General features: G+C 61.3%; 15 protein-coding genes and 2 tRNA genes. 7 read left to right on the top strand and 10 right to left on the bottom strand.

Annotated elements, in window-relative coordinates; all coding sequences use genetic code 11:
* Nucleotides 1-9: 9 nt before the first annotated feature.
* Nucleotides 10-645: a DUF1326 domain-containing protein gene (locus NKH19_RS26930; RefSeq protein ID WP_352867986.1), complete on the bottom strand. Its 636-nt coding sequence runs from the start codon at nucleotides 643-645 to the stop codon at nucleotides 10-12.
* Between the two features lie 609 nt (nucleotides 646-1,254).
* On the opposite strand from NKH19_RS26930, the gene NKH19_RS26925 reads away from it, so the two are divergent.
* The 3 genes from NKH19_RS26925 to NKH19_RS26915 all read left to right on the top strand — a co-directional run bounded on the left by NKH19_RS26925 (nucleotide 1,255) and on the right by NKH19_RS26915 (nucleotide 4,082).
* Nucleotides 1,255-2,439 carry a cystathionine beta-lyase gene (locus tag NKH19_RS26925; RefSeq protein ID WP_352867989.1) on the top strand — a complete coding sequence of 395 codons (1,185 nt, stop codon included), beginning with the start codon at nucleotides 1,255-1,257 and terminating at the stop codon, nucleotides 2,437-2,439.
* A gap of 130 nt (nucleotides 2,440-2,569) precedes the next feature.
* A complete protein-coding gene (locus tag NKH19_RS26920; RefSeq protein ID WP_352867992.1) occupies nucleotides 2,570-3,658 on the top strand; it encodes an HPP family protein in 1,089 nt (362 codons plus the stop codon).
* A 115-nt stretch (nucleotides 3,659-3,773) separates the two neighbouring features.
* Nucleotides 3,774-4,082 carry a cupredoxin domain-containing protein gene (locus tag NKH19_RS26915; RefSeq protein WP_352867995.1) on the top strand — a complete coding sequence of 103 codons (309 nt, stop codon included), beginning with the start codon at nucleotides 3,774-3,776 and terminating at the stop codon, nucleotides 4,080-4,082.
* Here the strand turns inward: NKH19_RS26915 and NKH19_RS26910 are convergent.
* On the bottom strand, nucleotides 4,043-4,924 hold the full coding sequence (locus tag NKH19_RS26910; RefSeq protein WP_352867998.1) for a crotonase/enoyl-CoA hydratase family protein: 882 nt from the start codon (nucleotides 4,922-4,924) through the stop codon (nucleotides 4,043-4,045). The genes NKH19_RS26915 and NKH19_RS26910 overlap by 40 nt on opposite strands.
* Nucleotides 4,925-5,012: 88 nt before the next feature.
* Here NKH19_RS26910 and NKH19_RS26905 point away from each other — a divergent pair, with 88 nt between their 5' ends.
* Nucleotides 5,013-5,594: a TetR/AcrR family transcriptional regulator gene (locus tag NKH19_RS26905; protein WP_352868001.1), complete on the top strand. Its 582-nt coding sequence runs from the start codon at nucleotides 5,013-5,015 to the stop codon at nucleotides 5,592-5,594.
* A 2-nt stretch (nucleotides 5,595-5,596) separates the two neighbouring features.
* Here the strand turns inward: NKH19_RS26905 and NKH19_RS26900 are convergent, their stop codons facing one another.
* A complete protein-coding gene (locus tag NKH19_RS26900) occupies nucleotides 5,597-6,823 on the bottom strand; it encodes an anion transporter (protein WP_352868004.1) in 1,227 nt (408 codons plus the stop codon).
* A gap of 154 nt (nucleotides 6,824-6,977) precedes the next feature.
* On the bottom strand, nucleotides 6,978-7,943 hold the full coding sequence (locus NKH19_RS26895) for a glycosyltransferase family 4 protein (protein WP_352868006.1): 966 nt from the start codon (nucleotides 7,941-7,943) through the stop codon (nucleotides 6,978-6,980).
* 557 nt (nucleotides 7,944-8,500) lie between these two features.
* On the opposite strand from NKH19_RS26895, the gene NKH19_RS26890 reads away from it, so the two are divergent.
* Entirely contained in the window at nucleotides 8,501-9,259 is a 759-nt protein-coding gene (locus NKH19_RS26890; protein ID WP_352868009.1) for a glycosyltransferase family 25 protein, read from the top strand.
* 140 nt (nucleotides 9,260-9,399) lie between these two features.
* Here the strand turns inward: NKH19_RS26890 and NKH19_RS26885 are convergent, their stop codons facing one another.
* Nucleotides 9,400-10,044 (bottom strand): GGDEF domain-containing protein, encoded by a 645-nt coding sequence (locus NKH19_RS26885; protein WP_352868011.1) that lies wholly within the window; start codon nucleotides 10,042-10,044, stop codon nucleotides 9,400-9,402.
* 40 nt (nucleotides 10,045-10,084) lie between these two features.
* On the opposite strand from NKH19_RS26885, the gene NKH19_RS26880 reads away from it, so the two are divergent.
* Nucleotides 10,085-10,243: a hypothetical protein gene (locus NKH19_RS26880; protein WP_352868013.1), complete on the top strand. Its 159-nt coding sequence runs from the start codon at nucleotides 10,085-10,087 to the stop codon at nucleotides 10,241-10,243.
* 103 nt (nucleotides 10,244-10,346) lie between these two features.
* Here the strand turns inward: NKH19_RS26880 and NKH19_RS26875 are convergent, their stop codons facing one another.
* The 3 genes from NKH19_RS26875 to NKH19_RS26865 all read right to left on the bottom strand — a co-directional run bounded on the left by NKH19_RS26875 (nucleotide 10,347) and on the right by NKH19_RS26865 (nucleotide 11,281).
* On the bottom strand, nucleotides 10,347-10,571 hold the full coding sequence (locus NKH19_RS26875) for a hypothetical protein (RefSeq protein WP_352868015.1): 225 nt from the start codon (nucleotides 10,569-10,571) through the stop codon (nucleotides 10,347-10,349).
* A gap of 281 nt (nucleotides 10,572-10,852) precedes the next feature.
* Nucleotides 10,853-10,929, bottom strand: a tRNA-Arg gene (locus NKH19_RS26870).
* Between the two features lie 46 nt (nucleotides 10,930-10,975).
* A complete protein-coding gene (locus NKH19_RS26865; RefSeq protein WP_056587179.1) occupies nucleotides 10,976-11,281 on the bottom strand; it encodes an ETC complex I subunit in 306 nt (101 codons plus the stop codon).
* Between the two features lie 124 nt (nucleotides 11,282-11,405).
* Between NKH19_RS26865 and NKH19_RS26860 the strand changes: the two genes are divergently transcribed.
* A tRNA-Pro gene (locus NKH19_RS26860) sits at nucleotides 11,406-11,482 on the top strand.
* Between the two features lie 54 nt (nucleotides 11,483-11,536).
* On the opposite strand, the gene NKH19_RS26855 is transcribed toward NKH19_RS26860, so the two are convergent.
* Both NKH19_RS26855 and NKH19_RS26850 read right to left on the bottom strand, forming a co-directional pair.
* Nucleotides 11,537-11,920, bottom strand: a complete 384-nt coding sequence (locus NKH19_RS26855; protein ID WP_352868017.1) for a type II toxin-antitoxin system VapC family toxin — start codon at nucleotides 11,918-11,920, stop codon at nucleotides 11,537-11,539.
* Nucleotides 11,917-12,174 carry a type II toxin-antitoxin system Phd/YefM family antitoxin gene (locus tag NKH19_RS26850; RefSeq protein ID WP_352868019.1) on the bottom strand — a complete coding sequence of 86 codons (258 nt, stop codon included), beginning with the start codon at nucleotides 12,172-12,174 and terminating at the stop codon, nucleotides 11,917-11,919. Before NKH19_RS26850 ends, NKH19_RS26855 begins: the two co-directional genes overlap by 4 nt.
* Between the last annotated feature and the right edge of the window lie 271 nt (nucleotides 12,175-12,445).

Here is a 12,445-nt window from a genome sequence, read left to right as displayed (position 1 = left end):
TGGATCAGGTCAATGCACGATGCCGCTCTGCGTGAGATGCAGATTGGCGAAATGGCTGTGCGAATCGGCTAGTTCGAATTTGATTGGGCTCGTCGTCTTGGTCCAGCCACGCCCGACTTCGGCGATCGCGTATTCGAAGCCGTGCGGCAGGTCGATGCGCGCCCGGTGTTCCGCGCCGGTTACCGGATTCTTGATCGGCTCGCCATGGCCGTCGGTTACGCCGTTGACGTGCAGCCGCGCGGTTCGCGCGCCGACATCGACCTTGAATTCGATCGGGGCAAAGATCGGATCGTGGAATTTCTCCAGCGTGGTCGAAAAGACCTGGAATATCGTCGCACCTGGTTCGGTATCCAGACCGCCCAATATGCGAAGCAGCGCACCACGCTGGGCCTCGGTCGCCCTCTCGTCGATAACCACAGCGGCTTCGCCCCTGCCCTCGTGTATGGCGCCGGGCCAGCGGAAAATCCCGACGAACCGCAATCCGTCGAGCTTGGTGTCGCCGTGATGGCCACTCTCGATTTCCATGCCAGCAACCGCTTCACAGAAACCGTATGTCGGCATGGCGTTGAACTGGCACGGGCAGCCATAGGCGCAGTTGCAGTTGGTGAATTCGCGCGCCTTCATTGTCCATTTGACGTCGGGCATGGCATTCCTCCCCTTGCCGCGCGCACGCTTCGTGAACGCGATCCGGATCGTGGAGGACCAGAAGGACAACCGGCAACAACCATCCGGCAGCATCTGATCGAAGCAATCCGGCGATTAATATTAGCAGACGATTATATATCTTTCGCAATCGTCCACAATAGGCCGATCGGCGGAGATAGGGCTCCGAACTCAGGTTAACAAAAGACCTGACGACAGCCAGTTCGGCGGTGTTGGCAGTTTTTGTGCCGGCAGCTTTTCACGATAGGAATTTTTTCTTGATTCCGTGACCTCAGCTATGGTACATGTTCGTCCATGGTGCTGATTTGCGCCAGTGACCCGCCGCACAGGCGGGTTTTTCATTTGACGCTCCGTCAGCCAACGCGCCGGCGAAGGCTGCGAGGGAACCCGTTAGCCCGAGTTCGTTGCCCTGTCGGCGGAGACTGGCGCTGTTGCCTACAACGCACCGCCGGGGTCGCGTCACTCCCCGCATCGCCACCGTCTGCCGCGACGAATTGGCATATTCGAAGTCCATCCCCTGGCGGCCGGTGGCTGTTGCACGGTCCATGACGCCGCACTATGGCTAGCGGCTTGTCAACAAGGCGACGCGGAATGGCGAAAGACGGCAGCGAACACTTTAGCGGCGGGATGGGCATCAACACGCGGCTTGCCCATTCAGGCAACAATCCGCATGACTATTTCGGCTTCGTCAATCCGCCGGTGGTGCATGCCTCGACCGTGCTTTTTCGTGACGCGGCTTCGATGGCGGCACGCAGCCAGAAATACACCTACGGCACGCGCGGCACGCCGACGACCGATGCCCTTGCCCACGCCATAGACGCGCTGGAAGGCTCGGCCGGCACGATCGTGGTGCCATCGGGCCTGGCGGCGGTGACCGTGCCGCTGCTCGCCTTCGTGTCGGCGGGCGACCATCTGCTGATCGTCGATACCGTCTATCACCCGACCCGCAACTTCGCCGACACGATGCTGAAGCGGCTGGGCATCGAGGTCGAATACTACGCTCCCGAGGTCGGCGCCGGCATCGCGGCGTTGATCAAGCCCAACACCAAGGTGGTGTTCACGGAATCGCCGGCGTCCAACACGTTCGAGGTGCAGGACATCCCGGCCATCGTCAAGGCGGCGCACGCCGCCGGCGCCATCGTCATGATGGACAACACCTGGGCGACGCCGCTGTATTTTCGTCCACTGGACCACGGCGTCGACATCTCGATCCATGCGGCGACGAAGTACCCGGCCGGCCATTCCGACGTGCTGCTGGGCACGGTGTCGGCCAATGAGAGCTGCTGGAAGCATCTCTATGAAAGCTTCTGCACGCTTGGCTGCTGTGCCGGACCCGACGACGTCTACCAGGTGCTGCGCGGCCTGCGCACCATGGGCGTGCGCCTGGAGCATCATCAGCGCAGCACGCTCGCCATCGCCTCCTGGCTCGAAGGCCAGAAAGGCGTGGCGCGCGTGCTCCACCCTGCCCTACCCAGCCACCCGGACCACGATTTGTGGAAGCGCGACTTCTCCGGTTCGAGCGGCATCTTTTCCATCGTGCTTGCCGGCGGCGGCCAGAAGCAGCAGCACGCCTTCCTCGACGCACTGCGGATCTTCGGCCTCGGCTATTCCTGGGGCGGCTATGAGAGCCTTGCCGTGCCGGTCTGGCTCGGCGACCGCGTTGTCGCGAAAGCGCCCTATGAGGGTCCGTTGATCCGCCTGCAGATCGGCCTCGAGGATGTCGACGACCTGAAGGCCGACATTTCGCGCGGCCTGACCGCCGCGGCGGCTGCGTAGCGGAATTCTATTCCCTCAAACTGCTGTTTCCCGGATCAGTTTGGCTTTCAAATCCAATGTTGCCGCGTCATTGCGGTGCGAACAGTACACTTTCGACTTCCCCTGGAATACGGCAGAGTTTTTCGACGTCATGGCCTTCCGCCTCTTTGTTCCCATTCTTGCCGGCGCGACGCTGCGCGAGCGCCTTGTCGCCTGCATCGGCGCGACGATCGGCATTGCACTCACCGGCGTCATCGCCAGCCTTGTGCTCGGCAACGGTCCGCATGTGCCGCTGCTGGTGGCGCCGATGGGGGCGTCGGCGGTGCTGCTGTTCGCCGTCCCCGCCAGCCCGCTGGCGCAGCCATGGTCGATCATCGGAGGCAACACGATATCGGCATTGGTCGGCGTGATCGTGGCGCATTTCATCCATGAAACCGCGCTTGCCACGGGCGTCGCGGTGGCACTGGCCATCGCCGCCATGTCGTTCACGCGCTGCCTGCATCCGCCGGGCGGAGCCGCCGCCCTGACCGCGGTGCTGGGAGGGCCCGCCGTCATCAGCGCCGGCTTCCTGTTCCCATTCGTGCCGGTGGCGCTGAACTCGATCCTGCTGGTGGCGCTCGGCTACGGCTTCCACAGACTGGCCCGGCGCAATTATCCGCATGTGCCGGTTGCAGCACCGGCGAATAGCCACGGCACCAGCGATCCGCCTGCACAGTCGCGCGTCGGCTTCCGGTCCGAAGACATCGATGCCGCGCTTGGCGCACTCGACGAGACATTCGATATCGATCGCAGCGATCTCGACCGGCTGCTGCGGCAAGTCGAATTGCAGGCGATGGTGCGCGCGCACAAGACCCTTCTGTGCGAGGACATCATGTCGCGCGATGTAATCTCGGTCGACGCACACACCTCAGCCGAGTCGGCGCGCCAATTGCTGCTCGACCACAACATCCGCACCTTGCCGGTCGTCAACGCGGAGGCAAGGCTGGCGGGCACCGTGGGACTGCGGGAATTGACCCAGGCCTGCGGTTCGGTTGGGTCCGTGATATCGCCCGCCGCGACCGCCGCCGCCGATTTCGCCGCCATGGGTCTGCTGCCCGTGCTCACCGATGGCCGCAGCCATGCGGTGATCATCGTCGACGACGACGAGCGGATTCTCGGGCTGATCACCCAGACCGATCTCCTGGCGGCCACGGCGCGCCTGCAGGCTGCTGACAAGCCCTCATTGGATGCGGTAGTTTAGCGGCCGCCGGACCCGGAGAAAGATCTTCGGGAACCTTTTGCCGGCAACAGCGTCCAATCTCTCAATCTCAGAATGCCGAACACGTCGCCGGCATGCTGAAGTAAGGACCGGGAGCATGCCGAAACGCCATCTGTGGATTGCGTTGATGCTGGCCGGCGGTATCGTCCCGGCGCAAGCTGAAACCATCCGGGTCACCATCGACAAACTGGTGTTCTCGCCGGCCGCCGTCGAGGCGAAGGTCGGCGATACGATCGAGTGGGTGAACAAGGACGCGTTCGCCCACACGGCCACTTTGAAAGGTGGCTGGGAGGTGATGATCCCGCCGAAGAAATCCGCGAGCCTGACATTGAAAGCCGCGGGATCGGTCGACTATTTCTGCCGCTTTCACCCCAATATGAAAGGCCGGCTGGTGGTGGCGCCCTGATCCGACGCCAGCGAGGCTCGCCTGGGCTCGTCAGGCCGCGCGATATGCGTCCATGTGCCGTCATTGCGCGGCTCGCGCCGCTCGATCCAGGCATCGAGCCCTTCGCGCAAATCGGCGGTCGAGGCCATGCGGGCGAACTGCTCGGCCTCGACCAGCAGGCCGTCGGCGATGCTCCGGTTGAGGCCCTGCGCCACCGCCGCGAGGATGCTGGCGATCGCCAGATCGGAGTGCCGCAGGATACGCCTGGCCAGGCCGATTGCGGCCGGCATCAAATCGCCATGCGGCACCACCTCGTTGACGAGGCCAAGTTCGAGAGCGCGCCGCGGCGGGAACCAATCGCCGGTCAAAAGCAGTTCCAGCGCCCGCTTGCGCCCTGCGAGCCTGGGCAAGCGCTGCGTTCCACCAAAAGTCGGCGGCATCGCAAGGTTGATTTCCGGCTTGGCGAACAAAGCCCGGTCGCTGGCAATGGCCAGCGGCACCGCTTCGGTGATTTCGCAGCCGCCACCAAAGGCAATGCCGTTGACGGCGGCGATGACGGGTTTGCGGAAGGCTTCCAGCCTTGCCGTCAGCCGCTGCCCGCGCATGACGAAGTCCCGCATCGCGACATCGACGCCAAGCGCCACGCTGGCCGAGAACTCGGCGATGTCGCCACCCGCCGAAAATGCCCGCTCCCCTGCTCCGGTAAGAATGACCGCCCGGACGCCGTCGTCGATTTCGATGTCGTCGAGGATCGCAAGCAGGCGATCGATCAGGGCATAGTTCAGCGCGTTGAGTTTCTCCGGCCGGTTAAGGGTGAGGATGGCAATCCCATCCTTGGTATCATTGAGGACAAGATCGGTCATTGGCTCTTCCTTCTCCATCATGCTGATGAGCCGGAAGACTATGCCCTTTGGCGCTTGTGTATATTCACTAGTCGGTATACCTAGGCTCATGCCTGACGCACAAAGCCCCACCCGCAAACGCATTGTCGATGCCGCGACCAGGCTCTTCTACGCCGAAGGAATCGGTCGCGTCAGCGTCGATGCCGTCGCCGAGGCGGCGGGTCTCACCAAGCGGACGCTCTACTACCATTTCAAGAGCAAGGACAACCTCATCGCCGCATATCTCGATGGCCGCGACCAACCCAATCTGAAGCGGATGGCCGGCTGGTTCGATGCTGCCGAAGGCGGCGCGGATCGCAAGGTTGAGGCGATCTTTACCAATCTGGCACGGGCCGCCCGCCATCCGAAATGGAAAGGATGCGGCTTCCTGCGCACGGCCGCGGAACTCGCCTCGATGCCCGGACATCCGGCGATCAAGGTCGGGTCGCGGCACAAGTCGAATTTCGAAACATGGCTGGCTGGCGCATTGTCGGACCACGGCGTCGCGGCGCCGCAAGCCTTGGCGCGCGAGATCGTACTCCTGATCGACGGCTCGTTTTCGATCATGCTGATCCACCACAACCCCGATTATATCGAGGCGGCCGGCCGCGCCGCGGCGACGCTTGTGCGGGCGCGGACTTCAAGCGACTAGATCTAGAACCCAAACGCCAGCCATGCAGTGCCCACGCCAAGCGTGATCAGCGTCAACGGCAAGCCGACCCTGAAGAAGGCGCCGAATGACAGCTGCGTGCCGGCGGCCCGTGCCTGTTCGGCGACGATCAGGTTGGCGACCGAACCAAGCAGCGTGAAATTGCCGGCCAGCGTCGAGCTCATGGCGACGACCAGCCAGGCACGCTCGGGGTTTTCAAGGCCGGGAATGAAAGGCCGCAGCGCCAGCACGGCCGGGACGTTGCTCATGATGTTGGAGAGCACCGCGGTGAAGCCCGACAGGCGCCAGACATCGTCCAGACCGAGGTTCTTTGCCGAGGCGATCATCTCTGATGTAAGAAGCGTCTTTTCGGCGCCGGCGACCACAATGAACAGGCCGGCGAACATGAACAGCAGCGGACCGTCGATCTCGCGGTAGATGCGTTCCGGCTTGATGGCGCGGGTGAGCAAGAGGATCGCGCCGCCGATGAGTGCCGCCTTGGCGACGGGCACACCAGCGAAGAAGGCAATTGCCAGTCCGATGCACACCACTACCGCCTTCAGCACCTGCCGCTTGTGCATGCGGCCACGCGAGACCTCGGGCGTCAATGGGACCTTACGAGCGAATTCGGCCCGGTAGACGATGCGGATGATGACAACGACCGCGACGAGGCCGAACAGAGCGACCGGAGCGAGTGCCGCCGAAAAGGCCGGATAGGAAATGCCCGACAGCGCGCCGATGACCATGTTTTGCGGATTGCCGGTGATGGTGGCGACGCTGCCGCAATTCGACGCGGTGGCGGTGGCGATCAGATAGGGGATCGGGTTGCGCTTGATGACGCGGGTGACGTGGACGACGATCGGCGCCATGACAAGGCAGATGGCGTCGTTAACCAGGAAGGCCGACAGCACGCCGGTCAGCAGCGTCACCATCACCAAAAGCATGAAGGGCGCATGCGCGTGCTCGATGGCCATGGCGCCAAGGCCGCGAAAGGCGCCCGACACTTTCAGATGCGCCACCACGATCATCATGCCGAGCAGAAGCGTGATGGTGTCGAAATTGATCGCCCGGTAGGCGTCCTCCATGCTGAGCGCGCCGATGGCGATCATCGCGGCCCCGCCGAGCAACGCGATCCCCGCCCGGTCGAGGCGCAGGCCGGGGATGCGGCCAATGGCGACACCGGCGTAAGTCAGGACAAGGATCAGCAGAGCCGCCGCGCTCATCAATGTCATCGGTAAGAAGTCCTGCTCAGCCTGTGGTGCGCGCTGGCTGTCCGCCCCGATGGTCCGCCTGCATGCCGGCTTTAACGCGATGTCGAGATCGTTGACAACACACGGACACGTGTTGCGCCGAGGGTGTCCGCGAAGCCCGACGGATGATGTGCCGCTAACGCAGATAGAAATCCAGCCGCCGTCGCAGTGCCTGCGGCGAAAACAACTGCTCGACCGTCTGCCGCGCCTCGCGACCCACTGTCGCCCGCAGTTTCGGATCGGCTTTGAGATCGGCCAGGATCCGCGCCGCCTGTTGCGTCGTCTCGAACAGGAAGCCGTTTTCGCCATGCCTGATGTGGTCGGCGTAGCCGCCATGCGAATGACAGACCACGGGCAAACCACAGGCCATCGCCTCCAACACCACGCGACCGAACGTCTCCACCACATGCGAGCCGGTGCGATAGTAGAATGCGTCCAGCTTCAACAGGAACTGTTCGGCGGCAAATTGGCCCTGCGGCAGGAGTTCCAATCGCGGATGGAGCGCGAGCCGCTCCTTCAGCGGCATCCCGCCCTGAATCCGCACCGCAGCGCCATCCGCCAGCAATGCCTCGTAAAGCGGCGCATCGTCGGCGTGGTGCTTGTCCGGCGCATCGCGGCTCAGCCGCCCCACCGCGAACGGACCATCCGGTCGGACCAGCCTTGGTGAAAAACGTCCGATCTCGATCGGCGACGGATGCACGACACCGTCGATTTGAAGCACGCTTTTTTGAAAATCGGAAATCAGCACCAGTTCGGCTTCGGGCCAGTTCAGCATGCGGGGCATGCGCGCCGTCAGCGCGATGACTTTCGGGTGAAAGGTGTTGAAGACGTAGATCACCCGGCGCGGCCGCGGGATCAGGTAAGGCCATATTTTGTTGCGCCAATGCGCTCCGAGAAAGACATAGGTGCCGCCATCCGGCATGTTCCGCGTTAGCGGCGAGATGCGGCGGATTGGTGAGTGTCGCATCAACTCGCCGGACACCCTGGAGGAGGTTGCCCACAGACGCACCTCCGCGTCCGCGCTCAACAGCCGATAGAGTTCCAGCGTCTCGAGGTCACTGCCGCCAAAGGGGCTCTGAAAGCCATTGAATAGATGGAGCATTGTTGCCGCGCTTTGCCCTGGCTGGCCAGTTGTTTTAGTGAAAACCTGACCGTTGTCGTACTGCCCGCTCGGGCGATCGATGGCGTTGCTTGACGCCGAACGATTGAAGACATTACTTTATGCCAAGCAGACCTAACGCTGCTGAGAAAAAAATATTTTTGAACATAGACGCCTTCAAAAAAAATTAGGTCTCAAAATATTTATCGTCTATTGCGCAATTTTCGTCAACTGGAACACATATCCGAAGCGGCGCCTCTTAAAGCTGTGAGAAGGCTTTGTCAAAGCACCCCAGCCATCCGTTCCTGATGTCGAACGACGAGACTGGCGAAAAGCTACGTCTCAATCCAGCAACCCCCGACTATCTCGACTTTGTCCATCCAGACAGGTATCTCGACAGAAGCGGGTCATCCACTAGAGAGCGAAAGGTGATTGGCAGACTGGGAGCGTTGCGGCGGAACTATTCGTTTAAGCCCGTCATTCCGGGCATGGAGGGATGGATTCCGAGGTCAAGGTTCAAAGCAGTAATTATAGTCGGGCATAGCCCTTGGGAAGCATCAATGAAATGTATGGTCATCAACCTCGATCGTTCTCCCGATCGACTTGCCCATGTCACGGCTGAATTCGCGAAGATTGGTGTCTCGTTCGACCGGGTTCCTGCCGTAGACGCGTTGCGTCGACCGGAATTTTGCGAGACTTCACCAAATTTGACCCCCACGGAAATCGCCTGCCTTATGAGCCACAAGATTTGCTGGAAAGTCATCGCGGATGGCGATGATGCTTTTGGTGTGATCTTCGAAGATGACATCATTTTGTCCGAAGCAGCTGGCCCGATGCTTTCCGATGACGGATGGATTCCGGCCGACGCCGATATCGTCAAGCTGGAAACATACCTAAGGAAGACAGTTATCGCGATGAAGCGTGCTTCCGTCGGCCGTGCGTTTTCGGTGGCTAGACTATATGGCTTCCACATCGGATCGGCCGGCTACATTCTTTCGAAGCAAGCAGCGCACGATCTCATCAGTGGAAGTCTCGATGCGCCCGTCGATCACGTTGTCTTCGATCCGTCACTTCCAACATCGTCGAGCAAAACCATATATCAACTCTTGCCCGCGCTATGTGTGCAACATGATCTTGTGCGCGAGAGGATCTTCGGATTGACCAGCCTCCTTAGCGAGGAGCGGCTCACGAGAGCTCGAACAAATTCCGCTCCAAAGAGGAGCCCGACCGAAAAGCTCCTGGTCGAAACGAGGCGCATAGGTCGACAGATTTTCGATGTCTGCCGTCTCAGGCGTGAGAAAGCCATCCCTTTAGCGTGATGTCGGCAAAGCGAAAGCGCCGTCTACTTCAAAGCCTTCACAAATCAGTGGGCTGTCCGAGTGCCCAAGGTTCTTGTCCGCAATTGTAAAAGGACGCGACGGTTTCAAGGGTGCGATGGCCACCCATGATCAGGCTACTCTCAATGCACCGTGGTGACGCTGGGTTTAGGCACCGGGGCGGCCGCCGCCGGATCGAAGCTGACCTGATCGCGCCCGTTCGACTTGGCCGTGTAAAGCCTCCTGTCTGCAGCGGAGAAGATTTCCTGATAGGTGATCGGGCCGGTAAAACTCGTGCCGCCGATGCTGACGGAAAGCGGGCAAGGTCTGCCACCGGGCGAAAAGTCCATCTCCCTGATACGCCGGCGGATGCTTTCGGCAACCACCCAGGATTGCGAAGGATCCACGCCGGGAAGAAACACGCCGAATTCTTCGCCGCCGATGCGGCCGACAATATCGCCGCCACGCAGTTGCCCTTTGATCGCCTGCGCTATCAGCTTGAGCGCCTGGTCGCCGCAGTCATGGCCCAGGCGGTCATTGATCAACTTGAAGTGGTCGGCGTCGATGATCAGCAGCGCCCCCGAACGGGTCTGCTCCTGCTTGCGGGTCTGCTCGAGATAGGCCTCGACCAGCATCGAGAAGGCACCACGGTTCAGCACCGCCGTCAGGCTGTCGGTCGCGGCAATGACGCTGAGGTCGCGCTGCGCGATGGCCAACTGGCGAATCTTCCACATGAGGAAAAACAAAAACGAGCCGCCCAGCACCAAAGGCAGCATCAGGTCGGTCATCTGCGCCCGCCACACGGCCTCGCGCGACAGATAGGGGAAATTGAAAGAATCGACGAAGAACGCCACGGCAATGAAGAATGCCGTACCGGCGATGGTCACAGCGATCACCCTGCCCCAACTCGTCGGCGACAGATCGATCCTCATCGCGTTCAACTCCGTTAGTCGCCGCTACCATGACGGACCAACGCAAACAAATTGATAAGACTTTCCCTCCAATTGAATATCGGGCGGCATGGCAACGGCCGCCGACGGCGGCCGCGCTGGCTCTCGCGATCAGAACTTCGGGCTGATGGAGGGAAATGTCAGCGGTTGGACGCCTGTTCGCCCAGCGTCTCGACAACGAAGGATGCCGCGATTAGATCGTCGGCATCCAGCCGTAGGGAGCCGTCGCCCGGCCCCATGATGGCGGCGACCTTGTGAAACGTTTTCATCTCATGGTCGGAAATTTCCGCATCCTGCATTCTCGCCCTGAGTTCAGCGATACGCCGCCCCAACGAAGGGGACGTTCCAATTTCACGTTTCGACATAGCCTGGCTTCTCCTCCCCCAACCCGCGCTTGTTTTGCCCCACCCATTCGCCGGCCCGCACATTGCCTTTTTAATAGGCACCGCGAATACAAGGCCCCGAACGCGTTATGAGAGCTAAGGTTCCAACCCTGCCAGATCACGAAATAATTCCGGAGCGCCGCGCCGAATGGGCTGCAAGTCCAGACTGGATTCCCTGCTGCATAGAGTTGCGGCGCTGACAGTCGCTGGATGCCAGGGCTTGCGGCATTGATCAGACCACCGGCACAAGTCTTTGAAATTACTGGCGATCCCGACAGGATTCGAACCTGTGACCATCGGCTTAGAAGGCCGGTGCTCTATCCAGCTGAGCTACGGGACCGCTGGCCGGCCTTTGGGCCGGCTGGATACTTGACGCTGGCCGCCGTTCAATGCGTCCAGGGCGTCCTGCGGTCATAGCGGAAATTCTCCGCATAGGAAATCTGGCGGCGCTTGGTCTCTTTCGGCTCCTCGACGCGGTAGGCGAGTGCTTCCTTTTCGGCATAGGCCACCGCCTCTTCGCGCGTATCGAAGGTGAGCCTGATCTGGCTTCTCATGTCTCCCGACGTCGTATAGCCCATCAGCGGGTCGATCTTCTTGCGCATCTCGGGGTCGAATTCCAGCACCCAGTAGCCGGTCTTGGCCTTGCCGGACTGCATCGCGGTTTTGGCAGGGCTGAAAATGCGCGCGGACATGGCCACCTCGTTATTGTGCAAGGCAGCATCGCCACCCTTCGACCGTCATTACTGCGCAATGCGCATGGCGGCAAGGTTTTTGCACTTGCCATGCTCCACTGAAATGAATAGGCAACAGACCGTTCGGAGTGTAGCGCAGCCTGGTAGCGCATCTGGTTTGGGACCAGAGGGTCGGGAGTTCGAATCTCTCCACTCCGACCATCCACCATCCCTGGCAATGCAAATGCCCCGGCGATGGTCACCCTGCTATGGTTCCTAGAGCACACTCTCTATGTCGGTCTTAGAAAAATCGCCGCCGACATAAAGCAGGCGGCAGGCATGCTCCTTCGCCACTTCGTAGGCGAAGCAGTCGCCGAAATTGAGTCCAGCCGGGTGGTTGCCCTCGCCCCATCGAGCATAAGCCTCGGCGATGCGGCGCGCCGAGGCCGGCGTCACCGCCACTATCTCGAAACCAAGTCCGTCGATCAGGCCGGACAACTCTTCACCGACATTGCGTCGTGCCGCGACGATCAAGGCTTCGGCCACGGTGCCGGCGGAGATCAGAACGTCATCCCCGGCTTCGAGGGCGGCGATACACAGGTTCGCATCGGGCTCATCAAGAACAATCGCCATGAGAGCCGAGGTGTCGACCGCGATCATTCGGGCAGGCCATCATCACCATAGAGGAAATCCTGGCTACGGGCAGCGGACGGTCCGGCCTTCGCCTTGGCAGCCCCTGCCGCACGCGCGGCTTCCAGGAGCGCGCGGCGGCCCACCCTGTCGGGCATTGCCTTGATGGGGACCAGCCGCACCGCGGCATGGCCGTGACGGGTCAGAATGACCTCGTCGCCCGCCTCCGCACGGCGCACCAACTCGGTCAACTGCCCCTTGGCATCGGTGACAGATACTTGCATTGGTCGCTCCTTATGGACCATTCGATGGTCCATAACTCAGCAGAGAGACAGACCATCGAATGGTCCGCTTCAACAACCGAAGCAATGGAGGCTGATGATTGCCGTTGGGAATGTCCACCGCCGCGGCACCGGCGATCGCTCGATGCATTTGAAGGCAAGCTCGCCGGGCGAGAACCCAAGCGCCTCACTCCCAGGGCCTACAACCTGATTTGGAGCGCAGGCAGGACCGGGGCCAGCCGGCAAACTCATGCAATTACGTCGCACGAAGTGT

Source organism: Mesorhizobium sp. M1338, from assembly GCF_040318045.1.
Lineage (GTDB): Bacteria > Pseudomonadota > Alphaproteobacteria > Rhizobiales > Rhizobiaceae > Mesorhizobium.
Note: the sequence above shows the minus strand (reverse complement) of the source record. Positions and strands in the feature narration are given on the sequence as shown.